The 18,567-nt window shown below is 68.9% G+C and carries 18 protein-coding genes; 17 read left to right on the top strand and 1 reads right to left on the bottom strand.

The window, feature by feature from the left end:
- Positions 1 to 390 precede the first annotated feature (390 nt).
- The 17 genes from AC16DP_RS38325 (at position 391) to AC16DP_RS38405 (ending at position 17,733) form a co-directional block, all read left to right on the top strand.
- Complete coding sequence (locus AC16DP_RS38325) at positions 391 to 2,211, top strand: methyl-accepting chemotaxis protein (protein WP_329728413.1); 1,821 nt, start codon at positions 391 to 393, stop codon at positions 2,209 to 2,211.
- A 230-nt stretch (positions 2,212 to 2,441) separates the two neighbouring features.
- The gene (locus AC16DP_RS38330) at positions 2,442 to 3,335 is read left to right on the top strand and encodes an alpha/beta fold hydrolase (protein WP_329728412.1); all 894 of its coding nucleotides are present in this window, start codon (positions 2,442 to 2,444) and stop codon (positions 3,333 to 3,335) included.
- A 198-nt stretch (positions 3,336 to 3,533) separates the two neighbouring features.
- On the top strand, positions 3,534 to 4,778 hold the full coding sequence (locus AC16DP_RS38335) for a cytochrome P450 (protein ID WP_329728411.1): 1,245 nt from the start codon (positions 3,534 to 3,536) through the stop codon (positions 4,776 to 4,778).
- 124 nt (positions 4,779 to 4,902) lie between these two features.
- Positions 4,903 to 5,547, top strand: a complete 645-nt coding sequence (locus AC16DP_RS38340; protein ID WP_329728410.1) for a riboflavin synthase — start codon at positions 4,903 to 4,905, stop codon at positions 5,545 to 5,547.
- The gene (gene ribB, locus AC16DP_RS38345; RefSeq protein WP_329728409.1) at positions 5,544 to 6,776 is read left to right on the top strand and encodes a 3,4-dihydroxy-2-butanone-4-phosphate synthase; all 1,233 of its coding nucleotides are present in this window, start codon (positions 5,544 to 5,546) and stop codon (positions 6,774 to 6,776) included. Before AC16DP_RS38340 ends, ribB begins: the two co-directional genes overlap by 4 nt.
- 39 nt (positions 6,777 to 6,815) lie before the next feature.
- Complete coding sequence (ribH, locus tag AC16DP_RS38350) at positions 6,816 to 7,313, top strand: 6,7-dimethyl-8-ribityllumazine synthase (protein WP_329728408.1); 498 nt, start codon at positions 6,816 to 6,818, stop codon at positions 7,311 to 7,313.
- 2 nt (positions 7,314 to 7,315) lie between these two features.
- A complete protein-coding gene (gene nusB, locus AC16DP_RS38355; protein ID WP_329728407.1) occupies positions 7,316 to 7,735 on the top strand; it encodes a transcription antitermination factor NusB in 420 nt (139 codons plus the stop codon).
- Positions 7,732 to 8,223 (top strand): M17 family peptidase N-terminal domain-containing protein, encoded by a 492-nt coding sequence (locus AC16DP_RS38360; RefSeq protein ID WP_329728406.1) that lies wholly within the window; start codon positions 7,732 to 7,734, stop codon positions 8,221 to 8,223. Before nusB ends, AC16DP_RS38360 begins: the two co-directional genes overlap by 4 nt.
- 50 nt (positions 8,224 to 8,273) lie before the next feature.
- Positions 8,274 to 8,648 carry a response regulator gene (locus AC16DP_RS38365; protein WP_043409781.1) on the top strand — a complete coding sequence of 125 codons (375 nt, stop codon included), beginning with the start codon at positions 8,274 to 8,276 and terminating at the stop codon, positions 8,646 to 8,648.
- Positions 8,645 to 10,978, top strand: coding sequence for a chemotaxis protein CheA (locus AC16DP_RS38370; protein ID WP_329728405.1), 2,334 nt, complete (start codon positions 8,645 to 8,647; stop codon positions 10,976 to 10,978). Before AC16DP_RS38365 ends, AC16DP_RS38370 begins: the two co-directional genes overlap by 4 nt.
- A gap of 34 nt (positions 10,979 to 11,012) precedes the next feature.
- Positions 11,013 to 11,576, top strand: a complete 564-nt coding sequence (locus AC16DP_RS38375) for a chemotaxis protein CheW (protein WP_329728404.1) — start codon at positions 11,013 to 11,015, stop codon at positions 11,574 to 11,576.
- A complete protein-coding gene (locus AC16DP_RS38380; protein WP_329728403.1) occupies positions 11,573 to 12,184 on the top strand; it encodes a chemotaxis protein CheW in 612 nt (203 codons plus the stop codon). The genes AC16DP_RS38375 and AC16DP_RS38380 overlap by 4 nt, the downstream gene beginning before the upstream one ends.
- Complete coding sequence (locus AC16DP_RS38385) at positions 12,181 to 14,157, top strand: HEAT repeat domain-containing protein (RefSeq protein ID WP_329728402.1); 1,977 nt, start codon at positions 12,181 to 12,183, stop codon at positions 14,155 to 14,157. Before AC16DP_RS38380 ends, AC16DP_RS38385 begins: the two co-directional genes overlap by 4 nt.
- A gap of 25 nt (positions 14,158 to 14,182) precedes the next feature.
- Positions 14,183 to 15,052 (top strand): CheR family methyltransferase, encoded by an 870-nt coding sequence (locus tag AC16DP_RS38390; protein ID WP_414640706.1) that lies wholly within the window; start codon positions 14,183 to 14,185, stop codon positions 15,050 to 15,052.
- Positions 15,049 to 16,083 carry a protein-glutamate methylesterase/protein-glutamine glutaminase gene (locus AC16DP_RS38395; RefSeq protein ID WP_329728400.1) on the top strand — a complete coding sequence of 345 codons (1,035 nt, stop codon included), beginning with the start codon at positions 15,049 to 15,051 and terminating at the stop codon, positions 16,081 to 16,083. The genes AC16DP_RS38390 and AC16DP_RS38395 overlap by 4 nt, the downstream gene beginning before the upstream one ends.
- Positions 16,084 to 16,099: 16 nt before the next feature.
- Entirely contained in the window at positions 16,100 to 16,891 is a 792-nt protein-coding gene (locus AC16DP_RS38400) for a hypothetical protein (protein ID WP_329728399.1), read from the top strand.
- A 230-nt stretch (positions 16,892 to 17,121) separates the two neighbouring features.
- Complete coding sequence (locus tag AC16DP_RS38405; RefSeq protein WP_329728398.1) at positions 17,122 to 17,733, top strand: transglycosylase SLT domain-containing protein; 612 nt, start codon at positions 17,122 to 17,124, stop codon at positions 17,731 to 17,733.
- Here AC16DP_RS38405 and AC16DP_RS38410 read toward each other — a convergent pair.
- Positions 17,727 to 18,212, bottom strand: coding sequence for a hypothetical protein (locus AC16DP_RS38410; protein WP_483956954.1), 486 nt, complete (start codon positions 18,210 to 18,212; stop codon positions 17,727 to 17,729). The genes AC16DP_RS38405 and AC16DP_RS38410 overlap by 7 nt on opposite strands.
- Between the last annotated feature and the right edge of the window lie 355 nt (positions 18,213 to 18,567).

An 18,567-nucleotide genomic window follows, 5' to 3' on the forward strand; every position in this document is an offset into this window, starting at 1 on the left:
AGGCGTTTCTGTCGGCCACGACTCAGTCAATGCTTTGGAGTCCATTGGGCCCTGTCTCCTCGACCCCCCTCGCATGTTGACCCACCTTTCGGACGGGCAGGGGCCACGGTTGCCCCCAACTCAGGAGGCCATAGAGCGACCTCTCTTAGCAGAATCTTCTTGGAAAGTCAAAATACAGGATAAGCCGTAAAACGAGAAATCTTTCAATGGAATCGGGTTTCCTGAACCGACCTCCTGGGTTCATCTCGCGGCAATCCGGGCAAGGGGACGGGGCCCCGTATTTCTGCTCTCCGAGCCAGGGGACGACCTGCACTTCACTGCGCTTTCCGGGTCGGCTATGGTCGGGTCAACCAGTACCTCCAGCAGGGCCACTTAAGGGCGCTTCTAGAAATGACGCCAACTGAGCTGAACGCGATCACCAAAAAGCTGTTCCAGAGCTATCAGAACCACTCGGGCATGGCGACGCCGCCGTTGGTCTACTTGACCATGCTGATCATGGATCACGAGGGAGAGCGGTCGCGCAACATCGCCATCGCGCTGCTTCCGGGGCTCATCGTGACGCTGGGTCTGCTGCTGCCCTTTTTCGTCATCCGCACCACGCTGAAGAAGGCGCTCGCCCACAATGCCGAGGACAAGCCCGGCGATCGGTTGACGCGCATCTTGAAGGTGCCGCGTACGATTGAGATGTACCTCACGACGGGGACGGGCATTGGTGTCGGTCTGTACGTGGGCCTTCCGGCCCTCTATTACGGGACGAGCCTCTGGGTGGTGCCCTGGGCCACGCTCGTCGCGATGCTGATTTCGCTGCTGGTCTGGCTGCAGATCCGGCTCGCCCTCGAGAAGCTCATGAGCCCGTACGCCATCGAGGAGTTCCATCGGCATCCCGAGGCGGCCCTCCGGGGGGGTGGACTCTTGTGGCCGCGGCAGCGCTGGTACCTGCCCTACGCGTTCGGGTTGTTCGTGGCGAACACGTTGGTGTTCACCGCCACCATCGTGGGGAAGGAGGCGCTCGGCGCCTATGAGGAGATGCGCAACCTCGTGGTGAGCAACTCCTCGCTCCCGTTCCTGGAGGTGCTGGAGCAATCCGTCGACAAGCTGAAGGTGAGCATCGGGGTTCCGTTGACGTTGCTGGGCATCTTCCTGCTGCTCAACGCCGCGCTGTCCGCGTGGCGGATTGCCCAGCACCAGTCCGAGGCGGCCCGGTGCGTGCAAGAGGCCATGCAGGCCCTGGCGTCGGGCAAGCCGAAGCTGCCGGATTGGATCTCCACCGATGAGGTGGGCGATCTCTCGCTGGCCACCGCGCAGGCCTTCGAGCAGCTGCGCGCCTTCTCGCTGTCGCTGGGAGAGTCGGCGAACAACCTGCGCGGCTCGGCCCAGCAGCTGGGGTCGTCCACCTCCAAGCAGACGGAGATGCTCACCCTCCAGGCGACGGCCTTGCAGGAGACCCAGGTCACCACCCAGGAGATCAAGGAGACCTCCGCGCTCGCCGCCCAGAAGGCCGAAGACATCCTGCACAAGACGGAGAAGGCCGACGAGATCAGCCGGCTGGGTCAGTCCGCCATCGAGCACAGCCTCGACAGCATCCAGCAGATCGGCGATCAGGTGCGAGAGATGTCGCGGCAGATCAAGGCGCTTGGAGATCGGGCGCGTCAGATCGGCAACATCACGACCACGGTGAAGGATCTGGCCGACCAGTCGAACATGCTGGCGCTCAACGCCGCCATCGAGGCCGTGCGCTCGGGTGAGCACGGCCGGGGTTTCGGTGTGGTGGCGCGCGAGATCCGCTCGCTGGCGGATCAGTCCATCAAGGCGACCACCAAGGTGCGGGAGATCCTCCTGGACATCAGCTCGGCCATTCGCACCTCGGTGTCGATGATGGAGCAGGGCACCGTGCGCGTGGAGGCCAGTATCGTCCAGGTGCGGGAGTTCGGCACCCGCATCCAGGAGCTCGCGGGCATCGTGAGGGACAACGCCGCGTCGGTGCGGCAGATCACCGCGGCCGTGACGCAGCAGAACAGCGGAATCGTGCAGATCGTCCAGGCGGTCACCCAGCTGTCCACGATGATGGACCAGACGATGGAGCAGCTGCGTGCCTCGGACGAGGCGCTGACCGTGGTGAATGGAGTGGCCGAGACGGTGACCCAGTTCGTGGGCAACTACGGTTGGCAGGGTGACCAGAAGCAGGAAGGGCGCGGCGACGCCCAGGGCTGAGCGGTTCGCTCCAGGCCCGCTGGCGCTTGTTCGAGGGCTGCCGCTGCGAGGGGGGCACGCGTCGACCGTGCCTCTACCTCGGCACCCTCCGCACCTCACTGTCGTGTTCTGTTCACAGCCTGAGCACGTCGAGCAGATGTGCTCCTGATTCCGATTAGCGGCATGCTGCCGAAGTGGCATCATCTGGAACGGAGTGCGGCGAGCGCACCTACTTCCCCTGGATGAATGACATGCAGCACGCCTACGCGAACATCAACGGCATCCGGATGCACTACGTCATGGAAGGGAAGGGGGAGCCCATCCTCTTCCTCCATGGATGTCCTGAATACTGGGGAGTCTGGAAGCGGTATCTCGCGGAGTTCTCGAAAGACCATCTGGTCATCGCTCCAGATCTCCGGGGTTACAACCAGACCACACGCCCCAACGAAGTCGAGCAGTACGGCATCAACCTGCTGGTGGAGGACGTGCGCGCGCTGTTGGAGCACCTGGGCCTGCGCGAGGTCACCGTGGTGAGCCAGGACTGGGGCGCGCTGCTGGGCTGGAGCTTCGCGCTGCGATACCCGGAGTGCGTCCGAAGGTTCATCACCGCCAACATCACACACCCTGCCCTGTTCAACCGCGAGCTGCGGGAGAACCCGAGGCAGCAGGAGGCCAGCAGATACATGCTGACCTTCTCCATTCCGGGCATCGGCGCCCAACTGGCGGCAAACGACTTCGCGTTCATGCGCCAGTCGGTCATCGAGGACGCTCGCAAAGGGGGGGCGCAGCTCTCGGACGAGGATGTCGAGGAGTGGGTACGGACCTGGGGGGCTCCTGGCGCCATCGAGGCCATCCTCAACTACTACCGGGCCGCGAGGCTCGGCCCACCGGACGGCAAGGGCTACCCGGGTGGCAGCAACCTCCTGGAGGGGGTGCCCCAGGAGAGGTGGAAGGTGAACTTCCCCGTGTTGATGCTCTGGGGGGATGCAGACCGCGCACTCCTGTCGGACTGCCTCAATGGGTTGGAAGAATACGTGCCCGATCTCACCCTCCATAAATTCCCAGGGGCGACACACTGGGTCACCTTGCAGCGGTCGGCACAGGTCATCCCGTACATCCGCGAATTCATGGCGCGCAAAGGGTGAGCGAGCTGCTCACACTGTCAGGGGTTGGGCCCGCTGGTCCTGACCCGGCGGGTTCCGCGGGCGCTCCGCGGAGCACGGCGCCAGGGCATCGCGTCCGGCACACTCTGGGTCTCACGAACGTCGACAACCCCGCCCGTAGCGCTTAGCCTCCCGCTCGTGCCCGACCCCACCGAGCCTGTCACTTCTACCAGGGACGCCATGGCGAGCGAAGCGGAGCAGTTCGACGGCAATCCCGTCAGCCCCAAGAATCTCCTCGAGCCCCTTCCTCTCTACAAGCGGCTGAGAGAGGTAGACCCGGTCTATTGGTCGGACGCGGTGCATGCGTGGTTCATCACGCGCTACGACGACGTGCTGAACTGCTTTCGCGATCCGCGCCTGAGCGCCAACCGGATGGCGTTCTACCAGGCCCAACTCGGGCCGCTCGAGCAGATTGGCCCGGGCCTCATCGACAATCTGATGTGGTCGCTCTCGCATCAGATGTCCATGAGGGACGGCCCGGAGCATATCCGGATGCGCCGGCAGACCTCCGCGGGGTTCTCGCCCCAGGCGCTCGATGCCTGGCGCCCGGCCATCCGCCAGACCGCGGAGCAGTTGGTGGATCGGGTCATGCAACAGGGGCGCATGGACGTGGTGAAGGCGGTCTCCACCCAGCTGCCTCCCATCGTGATCGCGGAGTTCCTCGGGATTCCCCGGGAGGATCGCGACAGGTTCCTGGAGTGGTCGCACCCCATCGCGGATTTCAATGCCCCCGCCGCGGGCACCGACGTGGTGGCATTGGCCCGTGAGAGCAACAAGGCGATCGGGGAGTTGGTCCAATATCTCAAGGGCCTCATCGAGGAGCGTCGCCACAACCCCGGGCAGGACGCGCTCAGCAAGATGCTGCAGGAGCAGGCGGCAGGGCGCATGACCCTGGACGAGCTGGTGTCCAACACCAGCCTCATCCTCTTCGCCGGACACACCACCACCACGGATCAGATCAGCAACGGTCTGTACGCGCTGCTGACGCATCCGGAGGAACTCCAGAAACTCCAGTCGGATCTCGGCCTGGTGAAGTCCGCCGTGGAGGAGATGCTGCGCTTCAGTCCGGCGGTCCCTTTCATGCACCGGATCGCCTCGGAGACCTTCGAGCTGCGTGGCAAGACCATCAAGAAGGGGGACGTGGTGTTCATGGGGCTGGCCGCCGCCAACCGCGATCCCCAGGCCTTCCCGGATCCAGATCGGTTCGACATCAGCCGCGACCACCTGCACAACAAGCACATGGCCTTCACCTTCGGGCCCCATCATTGCATTGGCGCGGGTCTGGCTCGCCGCGAGCTGGAGATTACATTCGAGGTGCTGTTGACGCGTCTGCCGGGCCTGCGCCTGGACGAGGAGCAGGCGCCGCAGCTCAAGTGCCACAGCCTGATGTTCCGCGGTTTCGAGTCTCTGCCCGTGCGGTGGTGAAGCCACGGGCAAGAGCTTCCTCCTGGACGGCATCCGGGGGTGATGGCCCTCGTGAGCTTGCCTGGGGGGTCGAGGCAGGCTCTAGCGGAACCTCGTGCTGGAATCCGTTATAAGCCAGCCCGAAATGTTTACCGGACTCATCCAGGACATCGGTGTGGTGGAGCGGGTCATCCCCGGAGGGATGACGGACGTGTGGATTCGCACGGCGCTGGGCGCGAAGGACTTCGCGCTCGGTGAATCGATCGCCGTGGACGGCGCCTGCCTGACGGTGGTGGAGCGGAGCGGGGAGTCGTTCCGGGTGCAGGCGGCCCCGGAGACGCTCCGGCGCACCACCCTGGGAGCCGTGGCCCCCGGCTCGCGCGTCAACCTCGAGCGGGCGCTCGCGTTGGGCGACCGGCTGGGCGGCCACCTCGTCAGCGGTCACGTGGACGCCGTCAGCGAGGTGCTGGAGACGCGGCCCGAGGGCGGCTCGTGGGTGATGGTGTTCCGGCTCCCCGAGGCCCTGGCGCCCTTCTTCATCGAGAAGGGCTCGGTGGCCATCGACGGCATCAGCCTCACCGTCAACTCGGTGGGGGTGGACCGCTTCAGCGTGCAGCTCATCCCCGAGACGCAGGAGCGCACCACGCTCCGGGCCAAGGCCGTGGGCGAGCGGGTGAACCTGGAGGGGGACATGATTGGCAAGTACGTGGCGCGGCTGGTGTCGCTGCGCCAGGGCCCGGGTGGCGGGCTCTCCGAGGCGGTCATCAAGGCGGCGGGTTTCGGCGGATGATTCGAAGGAAAGGCCAGGAAGCAATGGCGCGCGGTGGCAGGCAGCACGAGTCGGACAGCATCTCCCTGGTGGAGCGGGCGCTGGCGGAGATCCGCAAGGGGCGCATGGTCATCCTCACGGATGACGAGGACCGGGAGAACGAGGGAGACCTCGTCATGGCGGCGGAGAAGGTGACGCCGGAGGCCATCAACTTCATGGCCACCCACGGGCGCGGGCTCATCTGCCTGTCGCTCGTCGAGGAGCGCATCCGCCGGCTCAACCTGCCCCTCATGGTGCAGGACAACACCTCCTCCTTCCAGACGGCCTTCACCGTCTCCATCGAGGCCGCCCAGGGCGTCTCCACCGGCATCTCCGCCGCGGACCGTGCCCACACCATCCAGGTCGCGGTGGCCCCCGACGCGAAGCCGAGCGACCTGGCGCGCCCCGGCCACGTCTTCCCGCTGCGCGCCCGTGACGGCGGCGTGCTCGTGCGCACCGGGCAGACCGAGGGCAGCGTGGACCTGGCGCGTCTGGCCGGCCTCACGCCCGCGGGCGTCATCTGCGAGATCATGAACCCGGACGGCACCATGGCCCGCCGGCCGGACCTGGTGAAGTTCGCCCGGAAGCACAAGATGGTGCTGCTGTCCGTGGCCGACATCATCCGCTACCGGCTGGAGCGCGAGCGGCTCATCCGGCGCATCGGCGAGGCGACGCTGGAGCGCCGGGGGCAGGGCACCTTCCAGGCCTACACCTACGGCAGCGACGTGGACAGCGCGGTGCACGTGGCCCTCGTCAAGGGGGACATCTCCGGCCGCGAGCCCGTGCTCACCCGCGTCCACCGGGCCTGCCTCGTGGGAGATCTGCTGGGCAGCGCCGGGTGCGACTGCGGCAGCCAGCTCGAGCAGGCCTTCCAGCGGATTCAAGAGGCGGGGCGCGGCGTGGTCGTCTTCCTCCAGCGCGACGTGCCCCCGAAGAACCGCCTGCAGTGCACCCACGTCTCCAACGAGGAGGCGGTGCCGGGCAACAACGATCAGACGCGCCTGCGCGAGTTCGGCGTGGGGGCGCAGATCCTCAAGGACCTGGGGCTGTCCCGGCTGCGGCTGCTCACCAACAACCCCAAGAAGATCGTGGGGTTGGAGAGCTACTCGCTGGAGGTGGTGGAGCAGATTCCGCTCACCCTGTCCGCCGAGCCCGTCCGGCGGGTGGCCGCGCGCCGTCCTCCCCGCCGCCGCACGACGAAAACTCTGTAGGGACGCCAGCCGGGTGGCTGGTGTAGAGAGGGGCCGCACATGCCTCGCTACATCGAAGGTGACTTTCTTCCTCCCAAGGGCCGTTTCGCCATCTGCGTGGCCCGTTTCAACGCGTTCATCACCGAGGAGCTGGTGAAGGGCGCCGTGGACACGCTGGTGCGCCACGGAGTGGCCGACGGAGACATCGACGTCTTCCGCTGCCCCGGCACCTATGAGCTGCCGGCGCTCACGCGGCGCGTGGCGGACTCGCGCGCCTACGTGGGCATCATCACCCTGGGCGCCGTCATCCGCGGCGGCACCCCGCACTTCGACTACGTGGCGGGCGAGTGCGCCAAGGGCATCGGCACCGTGGCCTTCAACGCCCAGGCGGCCGTCACCTTCGGCGTGCTCACGTGCGACACGGTGGAGCAGGCCATCGACCGGGCCGGCGTGAAGGCCGGCAACAAGGGCTCGGAGGCCGCCGCCGCCTGCATCGAGATGGTCAACCTCCACGCGAAGCTGGCCACCACGCTGGCCTCGGACGGGAAGAAGGGCTAGCCATGGGCGCTCGGAGAACCGCACGGGAGCGCGCATTGCAGGCGCTCTACCAACTGGAGATGACGCCCGGCTCCGTCCACGAGGCCCTGGAGTCCGCGTGGGCCGCCACCGAGGAGTCCCACCGCGAGGCCGAGGCGGTGAAGTTCGCCCGCGAGCTGGTGGACGGCGTCATGGGCAACCGGGCGGAGATCGACCGGCTCATCGAGCAGCACAGCCACAACTGGCGGTTGGACCGCATGTCCCGCATCGACCGCAACGTGCTGCGCCTGGGCGTCTTCGAGCTGAAGTACCGCCCGGACATCCCCAAGAAGGTGTCCCTCAACGAGGCGGTGGAGCTGGGCAAGAACTTCGGCACCGAGGAGTCCAGCGCCTTCGTCAACGGCCTGCTGGACCGCGTGGCCGTGGCGCTGGGGAAGCAGTGAACGTCGCCGCCTACGACATCGGCCTGCAGGGCCTGGACTCGCTGGAGGGGGTGGACGCGCTCTGCCTCTTCGTCGGCGAGGACGACCGGCCCCTGCCGGGCTCGGCCGGTTTCGTGGACTGGCGGCTGTGCGGCGCCCTGTCGCGCGTGCTCCAGTCCGGCTTCTTCGTGGGCGCCCAGGGCGACTCGCTCCTGCTGCCCGCCGATGGCCGCTTCCCCGTGCCCCGCATCTTCGTCGTCGGCCTGGGGCGCAGGAAGGGCCTGGATGCCTCCTCGCTGGGTGAGGCGCTCGCCAACGCCGGCCAGGTGCTCGCCCGGGCGAAGGTGGAGGGCGTGGCCTTGGAAATCCCCGGCACCGGCGCGCTCGACGAGGCCGCCCGGGCCGCTTCCCTGACAGACAAGTTCATCCCGGCTTTCAAGGGAGGCAAGAAGGTCGCCGTCCTGGCGGACAAGGATCTGGCACGCCGCCTGCCCGGACGTAAGGGCTGAAGCTCGCCGCCGCCCTCCGTTCTGCTACGATGGGGGGCCGGTTCCAACCCATGAAGTTCAAGATCCTGATCGTGGAGGACTCCAAGGCGTCACGCGAGCTGATCGCCGCGACGGTGGAGTCCATCTCCGGTCTGGAGGCGATCGCCACCAGCAGCGGCTTCGAGGCCCTCAAGCTCCTGCCCCGGCACCGGTTCGATCTCATCATCACCGACATCAACATGCCGGACATCAACGGGTTGGAGCTCATCAACTTCGTCAAGAAGAACCCCAACTACCGCGACACGCCGCTGTTCATCGTCACCACCGAGGGCCGTGAGAAGGATCGCGACCGCGGGCTGGCGCTCGGCGCGGCGGAGTATCTCGTCAAGCCCTTCTCACCGCAGAGCCTGGTCGGGCTCGTGCGCCGCTATCTCAAGCTCGCGTGAACCAGGCCGGAAAAGCACTCGCGGAGTTCGTTGCCGAGGGGACGGAGATCCTCGAGGCGCTGGGCAAGGATCTGCTCGTGCTGGATCAACAGCGCGGCTCGGACCCGGACCCGGATCTCATCAACGGCATCTTCCGGGCGGCGCACTCGCTCAAGGGCCTGTCCGCGCTCTTCGGGCAGGAGCGCATCTCGAAGCTCGCCCACCAGGCCGAGGATCTGCTGGACCGGCTGCGGCTGGGCAAGCTGTCGCTGGACGACCAGGTGCTGGACTCGCTCATCGAGGCGCTGGACGTGCTCCAGGCCCTGTTGGCCGAGGCTTCCCGCGAGGTGTCCTCGGATGCCCTGAGCGGGCGGGTGACGGAGCTGGGCTCGCGGCTGGCGAACCTGGGCGTCACGTCGGCGGCCGTCGACGAGGATCCGCTGGATCGGCTGGAGCTGGACGCGCAGGTGCGCGCCGTCTTCACCGAGTACGAGGAGCACCGCCTGCGCGAGAACGTGCGCCGGGGCGTGGCCCTCTACCGCGTGCGCGCCGCGTTCGACCTGTCCGACTTCGACACGGGGCTGGCCGAGCTCAACTCGCGCCTCAAGCCGCTGGGCGAGGTCGTCAGCACGCTGCCTTCGTCGGAGCCGGGCGGGGCCTCGGGCATCGCGTTCGATCTCATCTTCGGCGCCAAGGTGCCGGAGGCGGAGCTGGCGGCGAAGCTCCAGGGCACGCCCGCGCAGCTCTTCTCGCTGAAGGTGCGTCCCGTGGGGAGTGCGCAGGCCCCCGCGGCGCCCGCTCCCGTGGCGCAGTCCGTGGCCCAGGGGATCCGCCCGTCCGCCCCCGCCGCCGATGCGCCCACGCCTCCCAAGAAGCCGCGCAAGAAGCGGGCTCCCAAGGGGAGTGGCGCGGAGACGCCCGCCCCGGCCGTGACGGAGAGCCTCGTCCAGGCCCCGTTGCTGCGCGCCGTGGAGGAGGCCAGCCCGGAGGATCTCACCCAGGGCGTGCTGGAGGCGATGCGGATGGGCGAGTCCTCCTCGCCCCCCCGCCCCGAGCTGGCCGGGCCCCCGGTGCGCACGCTCACGGACGAGCCGGCGTCCCCGCGCGGCCCGCGGATGGAGAACGAGTCGGCGCGCTCGCTCACCCAGACGGTGCGCGTGGACATCAGCCGTCTGGACGCGCTGATGAACACCGTGGGCGAGCTGCTGCTCATCAAGGCCAACCTGCAGCGCATGGTGGAGACGGCGCGCCAGCAGGAGGGCTCGGTGATGCTCTCCAGCAAGCTGTGGGGGCAGGAGCTGTCGCGCGAGACGCGGCAGTTGGAGCGCAAGCTGGACGCGCTCCAGCAGGGCCTGCTCGAGGCGCGCATGGTGCCCGTGGGCCAGGTGTTCGACCGGCTCGCCCGGCTGGTGCGCCGCATCGCCCGGGACGCGGGCAAGGAGATCGACTTCGTCATCGGCGGCGGCGACGTGGAGCTGGACAAGCTCATCGTCGAGGAGCTGAGCGATCCCCTGATGCACATCATCCGCAACGCCATCGACCACGGCGCGGAGTCGCCGGAGGCGCGGATGGCGGCGGGCAAGCCCCGGCGTGCGCGCGTGTCGCTGCGGGCCGAGCAGAAGGGCAACCACGTCGTCATCGAGGTGAGCGACGACGGAGGCGGCATCGACGAGCTGGCCGTGCGCGACATGGCCCTGCGCAAGAACCTCATCACCGAGGTCCAGGCGCGGGAGATGAGCCGGCGCGAGCTGCTCAACCTCATCTTCCTGCCGGGCTTCTCCACCGCCCGCAGCGTGTCCGAGCTGTCCGGCCGCGGCGTGGGCCTGGACGTGGTGAAGAACAACATCGGCAACCTGTCCGGCATCATCGACGTGTGGAGCGAGCGCGGGCAGGGCACGGCCTTCCACCTCACGCTGCCCGTCACCCTGGCCATCATCCGCGCCCTGGTGGTGGGCGTGAGTGGCCGCACCTACGCGGTGCCGCTCAACAGCGTGCTGGAAATCCTTTCCGTGAAGCCCTCGGAGATCCGCACCGTGGAGCGGCGCGAGGTGCTGGACGTGCGCGGCACCACGCTGCCCCTGATGCGCCTGGCCCGGCAGTTCGGCCACCCCGAGCGCCAGAACGACCGGCACTTCGTGGTGGTCGCCGGCCTGGCCCAGGAGCGGCTGGGCATCGCCGTGGACGAGCTGCAGGGCCAGCAGGACATCGTCGTCAAGTCGCTGGGTGGCCGCCTGCAGGGCGTGCGAGGGATCTCGGGCGCCGCGGACCTGGCCAACCGGCGCACCGTCCTGGTGCTGGATGTCGGTGCCCTGCTGGAGGAGGGGATGAGCCTGGAACGACGCCGCGCGTGATGTCTCCGGCCGTAGGGCTGCTATCCTCTACCTCGTGCCTTCCCTGTCCGTCCTGCTCGACAGCTTCTTCTACCGTCCGGATGAGGACGTCGGCCCCATCCAGGAGCTGGTGGCCGGCACCGATGAGACCGTCGAGCCCGTTCCCGAGGAGATCCCCGAGGAGTACCTGGCCTTCCGGCTGGAAGGGGAGCACTACGCGGTGCCCATCCACGGGGTGCGGGAGATCGTCAAGGTTCCGCCGCTCACCGAGGTGCCTCGCGCCGCGGCCAACCTGCTCGGGGTGATGTACCTGCGCGGCGAGGTGTTGCCCGTCTACGACATCAAGGTGAAGCTGCGGCTGGCGGACAAGGCGCCGCTGGTGGCGGGTCCGGATGCGGCGGAACCTCCGCGCGGCGCGCGCATCATCGTGGTGCAGACGGCGGACGGGCTGGCGGGCATCTGGGTGGACTCGGTCTCCGAGGTGGTGCGGCTCCGGCCCTCGATGCTGGAACTGGCCCCTCCCGGCGTGGGCGGCGGCGAGCGTGACTGCGTGGTGGGGCTCGGGCGGCGCAAACAGCAGCTCTTCATCCTGCTCGACATCTGGCAGGCCCTCACATGAGACAGCGCTTCAACGTCCTCAGCCAGCTGACGCAGTCCCAGGCCGACGAGTCCGCCGCGGCCGAGAGGGATCCGCTCGTCCAGCTGTGCGCCTTCTTCGTCGGGCCCGAGGAGTACGCGGTGGACATCATGCGGGTGGAGGAGATCCTCCAGCCCCAGCGCCTCACCCCCATCCGCGGCGCGCCGCCCTTCATCGAGGGCGTCATCCGCCTGCGCGGCTCCATCATCCCCGTGGTGGATCTGCGCAAGCGGCTGCTCGGCGTGGAGGCCCCGGTGGATACGCCGAAGACGCGGCTGCTGGTGTGCTGGCTGGGCCGCAGGCGCGTGGCCTTCACCGTGGACCGCGTGTCCGAGGTGGTGCGGCTGCGGCGCAGTGAGATCAAACCCGCCCCGGCCATTGGCGCGGTGGGCCCGGCCCCCTTCGTCGTCGGCGTGTACGGCGAGCAGGAGAAGCGGGAGCAGGAGAAGCAGGAGAAGCGCCAGCCGGAGCGGCGCGGGCTGGAGCGGCGCGCACCGGATGCCCGGGGACAGGAGCGGCTCAAGCTGCTGCTGGACGTGAAGGCGTTGCTGCTCTCGGAGATGGTGTGCGACCGGAGGGTGAACGGATGATGGAGGAGGGGCGGAACGCCGAGGAGGCGCGTTACCGCGCCCTGCTGGAGCTGGACGTGTCCGCCGCGGGCGCACGGGAAACGCTCGTGGCGGGGCTCCATGACGAGAGCTGGCGGGTGCGCCGCGCCGCCGCCGACGGCCTCACCCGGGTGCCCGAGCGCGACAAGGTGGTGGAGCGTCTCATCTCCGTGCTGGGCGAGCGCGACGAGACGGGCGCGCGCAACGCGGCGGCCGAGTCGCTCGCGGGCATGGGCGCGGAGGCGGTGGGGCCGCTGGTGCGGCTGCTCGGGCACGTGGATCCGGATCAACGCAAGTTCGCCGCGGACATCCTCGGGCAGCTGGGACAGCCCCAGGCCGAGGACGCCCTGGTGCAGGCGATGATGCAGGACACGGACCTCAACGTCCGGGTGGCCGCGGCGGAGGCGCTGGGCCAGGTGGGCGGCAAGGTCGCGGCCCGCGCGCTGGAGCGCATCCTGTACGACCCCGAGCCGCTGCTGCAGTTGAGCGCGCTGGAGTCGCTCGCGGCCCTGCGCCACCCGCCGCCCCTGCCGGAAGTGGTGCGGTTGCTGGGAAATCCCACGCTCAAGCGCAGCGCCTACCGGGTGCTGGGCCTCATTCCGCAGGTGGCCGCCACGGAGCTGGTGTGCCGGGGACTGGGCGCGGAGTCTCGCTCCACCCGCGAGGCGGCGCTCGTGGCCCTGGGCACCCAGGCGAGCCTGGCCGAGCCGTCCCTGCGGCCCGAGATGGAAGCGGCGGTGCGGCTGGCGCTCAAGCGGCTGCCGGAGGCGGTGGGGTGGGTGGCCAGCGCGCTGGAGTCGGATGACATCGAGCTGAAGGCCGGAGCGCTCGTGGCGGCGGCGGCCCTGCGCGAGCCGCAGCTGGCGCCCCTGGTGGCCGAGGTGGCGCAGGAAGAGCGGCTGATGCCGGAGGTGATGCGCACGCTGGCGTACTTCGGCCCGGAGACGGGGCGCGAGCTGCTGGCGAGCATGGATCGGCTCTCCTTCCCGGCCCGCGAGGTGGCGGGGCACGTGCTGGTGGAGCTGGTGGACGCCACGTTCGTCCCCGAGCTGGTGCAGATGCTCGACTGGGGCGAGGTGGACCTGAAGGCGGTGGCGGTGCAGGCGCTGGGGCGGACGAGCTCGCTGGAGGCGGTGGAGCCCCTGGCGCAGCTGCTCTCGCACCCGGAGCTGGCCGGGCCGGCGGTGCGCGCGCTGGTGACGCTGGCCGCCCACTTCCCCAAGCAGGTGGTGCAGGCGCTGGAGTCGGCGCTGGAGCACGGGGCGGAGCCGGTGGTGCTGAGCGCGCTGGTGCGCGTGGGAGGCACGGCCATGCTGCCCCTGGTGCGGCGCACGGCGCGCGAGGCCTCCGTGCCGCTGCGGGCCACTGCGGTGGAGGTGCTGGCCGCGGTGGATCCGGTGGGCGGCCTGGAGCTGGCGCGCCAGTCGCTGACGGACGAGTCTCCCCGGGTGCGCACCGCGGCGGTGCGGGTGCTGGGCCAGGTGGGGGACAAGACGATGGCGGGGCTGTTGAAGCAGGCCCTGGCCGACGAGGCCCTGGAAGTGCGGCTCGCCGCCCTGGATGCGGTGGGGGAGTGCGGGGCCCTGGAGCGGGTGGCGGACCTGGAGGCCCTGGTGCCGCACCCGGATGGAGCCATCGCGTACCGGGCGGTGCAGGCCCTGGCGCGGCTGGGGGCGCTGCGGGACGAGGTGCTGCGGAAGGCCGTGGGCCATGGAGACCATGAGGTGGTGAAGGCGGCGCTGATGGCGGGCGCGGCCTCGTCCGAGGGGGTGTCGCTGGCGGTGGGGCTGCTGGGCCACGCGAGCTGGGACGTGCGGGCCGCGGCGGCGCGGGTGCTGGGAGACTCCGGTGGGCCCGAGTGCCTGCCGGCGACACGGGCCGCCCTGGCGGCCGAGATGGATTCATTGGCCCGCCGCGCGCTGGTGGACGCGGTGGAACGGTTGTCTGGGCGCTGAGCTGCCGCGGAGGTTCCCGGGGGTGATGCCTTTCGATACAGGCAGGCCGGAGATGACCGCGGAGGAGTTCCGCCTGCTGCGGGACTTCGTCTACGGCCATTGCGGCATCCTCGTGCGTGACGACATGAAGTACGTCATGCAACGGCGGCTGTGGCCGCGGCTGGAGGCGCTGGGCCTGACGGACTTCAGCGCCTACTACCGCTACCTGCGCTTCGACGCGCAGCGCCGCGCCGAGCTGGAGACGGCCATCGAGGCCCTCACCACGCACGAGACGTACTTCTTCCGCGAGCCGCGCCAGCTCAAGGCCTTCTCCGAGGAGGTGCTGCCCCAGCTGGAGCGCCGCAACGCCCGTACGAAGCGGTTGCGCATCTGGTCCGCGGGGTGCTCGTCCGGGGAGGAGGCCTACACGGTGGCCATGCTCCTCAAGGACAGCGGGCGCTTCGAGGGCTGGGACGTGGAGGTGCACGGCACGGACATCTCCCGCCGGGTGCTGGCCGCCGCGCGCCAGGGCGAGTACGGGCCCTCCGCGCTCCGCGCCACGCCTCCGGACAAGGTGGCCCGCTACTTCGTCCACGTGGGCCCCAACCGCGTGCGCGTGCGCGACGACATCCGCGCCTGGGTGTCCTTCGGGCACCACAACCTGCAGGATCCGGACGCGGCCCTGCACATCACCCGGCCGGACGTCGTCTTCTGCCGGAATGTGATGATCTACTTCGACACGCCCGCGCGGCAGCGGGTGTTGCGCCTCATCTACGACAAGCTGGTGCCCGGCGGTTACCTCTTGCTGGGGCACTCGGAGAACCTCATCAACCTCAGCGCGGACTTCGAGCTGGTGCACCTGCGCAGTGATCTCGTCTACCGCAAGCCGGAGCTCGGCGGAGGAGGCAGCCCGTGAGCGCCCACGAGCCCGTGAAGGTGCTGGTGGTGGATGACTCGGCCCACAACCGGCGGCTGCTGACGGAGCTGCTCGAGTCCTCGCCGGACGTGAAGGTGGTGGGCACGGCGTGCGACGGCAACGAGGGCCTGCGTCAGGTGCTGGCGCTGCACCCGGACGTGGTGACGCTGGACCTGGAGATGCCCCGGCTGGGCGGGTACTCGTTCCTGCGGCTGCTGAAGAGCTCGGCGCCCACGCCCGTCATCGTCATCTCCAGCTACGCGCACAAGACGGACGTCTTCAAGGCGCTGGAGCTGGGGGCCTTCGACTTCATCGCCAAGCCGGCCAAGCCCACGCCGGACGTGCTGGAGAAGCTGCGCAAGGAGCTGCACGAGAAGGTGCAGGCGGCGAGGCTGATCCGCCCGGCGGAGGTGAAGCCGGTGGCGCGCAAGCCGAAGGTGACGCCGCTGGAGCCCTCGTTCGTGGTGGGCATCGGGGCGTCCACGGGCGGGCCACCGGCGGTGCAGCGGCTGCTGGAGTCGCTCGCGCGGGAGCCGTCCATGTGCCTGCTGGTGTGCCAGCACATGCCCAAGCAGTTCACCCGCGCCTTCGCGGAGCGGCTGGACAAGCTGGGGCCCTTCTCCGTGCGCGAGGCGCAGGAGGGAGACGTGCTGGCCCCGGGCCACGTCTTCATCGCGCCCGGCGGGCGGCAGCTGGTGGTGTACCGGCAGAACGGGCAGTACGTGGTGGGCACGCCGCCGCCGACGATGCAGGACAAGCACGCGCCCTCGGTGGATCGGCTCTTCATGAGCCTGGCCGAGGTGTTCGGCTCCAAGACGATCGGCGTGGTGCTGACGGGGATGGGCTCGGACGGGGCGGTGGGCGCCAAGGTCATCCGCAAGGCGGGCGGCGAGGTGTGGGCCGAATCCGAGGAGACGGCCGTCATCTACGGCATGCCCCAGGAGGCGGTGGCCACCGGCGCGGTGAGCCGGGTGCTGCCGCTCGGGGAGATCGGCCCGGCGCTGGTGGATCTGGCGCGCAAGCGCCGGTGACGGTAGAGGCAGTGGCATGAAGACGTTTCCCACGGAGTTCGCGGAGCTGCTCACCCCGAAGGGGCGGCGCATCCTGGAGGGGAAAGACAGCGAGGCCTGTGGGGCGCTGCTGCGGCCGGGACAGCGCTTCGTGGCGCTCGGCGGGGTGCTGGACGCGCGCAAGGCGGTGGCGTGCCGGGAGCTGCTGGAGAAGGCGCTGCGCGACACGCTGACGCAGATGGAGGATGCGATTCCCCCGGAGAGCATCTGGGGGATGACGGAGAACTACGCGGAGCTGCTGCCCAAGACGGTGCGGGTGAGGACGGCGCTGCTGGAGAGCCGGCGCTCGCGCTCGTGGAAGGCGGCCGAGGCCGTGGGGCTGGTGGCGATGATGCGCTCGGAGAGCTTCGCGGCGTTCGCGTCGTCGGTGAGCGGGCGGGCGCTGCGGCGCAAGTGGGGGATTCAGGCGCTGTGCTACGGCCCGGGGGACTACACGGGCCCGCACAACGATCACCACCCCGAGGACGCCGAGGCCTTCGACGGCTACGTGGACATGCACCTCACGTTCGCCACGCCCGCGGTGGCGCACCAGTGGCTCGTCTACGCGAAGGGCGGACACTTCTCGGAGATGCGGAGCGTGAACACCGTGGGCGGCATCACGGTGTACCGGCTGCCCTTCTGGCACTACACGACGCCGCTGATGGCGAAGCCGGGCGCCGAGGAGGACGCACGGCGCTGGGTGCTGCTGGGCACGTTCCTGGACGCGCCCCGGGAGTACCGCCGGGGCACGGCCATCGAGCCGCCTCCGTCCGTCGCTCGGCCCGGCTGAGGCCCGGCCCCCGGGTGGTGACTTCGGTCACCAGGGGGTGAGGGCAGTCACCAGGGGCAACCCGTGTAGAGCGGTGCCGGCTGTCACCAGGTGCGGCCGGAACCCGAGTGCATGTGCGTGGAATCAAGGACTTGCGGGCCCGGGGAGGAGGGCGGGGTGCATGGCACGCCTCCTGCTTTGTGCCGGTGCATCCGCAGTCACTTCGCTTCCGACACTTCGAGGGCACGCACATGGGCAACTACAGCATCAAGGCCGGGGACACGCTGAGCAACATCGCGCAGCGCTATCACACCAGCGTTGGCGAGCTGATGAAGGCCAACACGCAGATCAAGGACGCGAACCTGATCTACGCGGGTGCGAAGCTCAACATCCCGGGCAGCAAGGACGAGTTCGTGTCCGCCTCTGGCCCCAAGGGCGTGAACCTCGACGGGGGAGCCTCCACGAAGGGCGCGCAGGCCAGCGCTCCGGTGGGCAACGTGCCGCGGGGGCAGGTGGGGGATTGGATCAAGGAGGCCATGCAGAAGCTGAGCGCCGCGGGCGTGCCGGCCGACAAGATGAACCCGCAGGACATCGCGCGCATCATCGAGCACGAGTCCAGCGGCAACCCCAACGCCATCAACCTCTGGGATCAGAACGCCAAGGATGGCCACCCGTCGATCGGCCTGATGCAGACCATCCAGCCGACATTCGACGCGTACAAGCTCCCGGGCCACGACAACATCCGCAACCCCGTGGACAACATCATCGCGGGCGTCCGCTACGCGGTGGAGCGCTACGGCTCCGTGTCCAACGTGCCCGGCATCAAGTCGCTCGGCCAGGGCCAGTCCTACGTGGGTTACTGAGGGGCCGGTATCCGGGCCACCTTCTTCGCGTGCGAGATCGACTCCAGATGTTCCTGCCGCAGGGGTCGATCGCGACGAAGCCGGAGCGCTCTCCGCTCCGCGTCCTCCAGCATCTCCCATGCCTCGCGGGCCTGCCGAGGGAAGAGGTGGAGTGACTGCACGTAGAGGCAGGCGACGTGAACACGCATGCCCAGATCGCGGAAGCCGAGTTGCTGGATGCGGCGGAGCCATCGCCCGAACTCCTTCCACGGCATGTCGAACCCGAATGCCTCGGTCAGGATGGTCTTCGCGATGATGCGCTGCACCGCGAGGCGCTGAGCCGGAGTCTTCGTTCTCTGAAGCCACCGCTTCTCCAGCTTCAGGAGTTCGCGCTTTCGCTCTTCATAGGGCGCCCTGGCCTTGAACAACTCCATGAAGAGGGCATCGAGCTCCTCACCAAACGTCGGGGCTCTCTCTTGCCGTGAAGTCACCTGGGTCACGCTCCTGGACACGGCTTTTCGTTTGCACGCAATGGCCAGAAGCCGTGGCGCATACAGGCCTCGTAGCACGCCTTGCACTGCGACTCACCCCAGACCCGGCCATCATGCCTGCCACTTCTGCACTTCATGTAGTGGTCCATGCAGATGTCCCTCCACTTCTCCTTCTCGTCGAGAGTGGGAAGCTCAGGGATCGGCGCGGCTTCTGCCTCGGGGAGTGCGGTCTCTGCTCGCCCAGGTAGCAGCTGATTCGGTTGCGACTGCGGGGTGGGTGGAGCGACGGTTGCGCACCGTTCGTACTCTCCGGGGTGCTCCTTCAAACAGCATGAGACGGTGTTGTCGGCCGGATTGCACTCGC

This window comes from Archangium sp. (genome assembly GCF_057119385.1).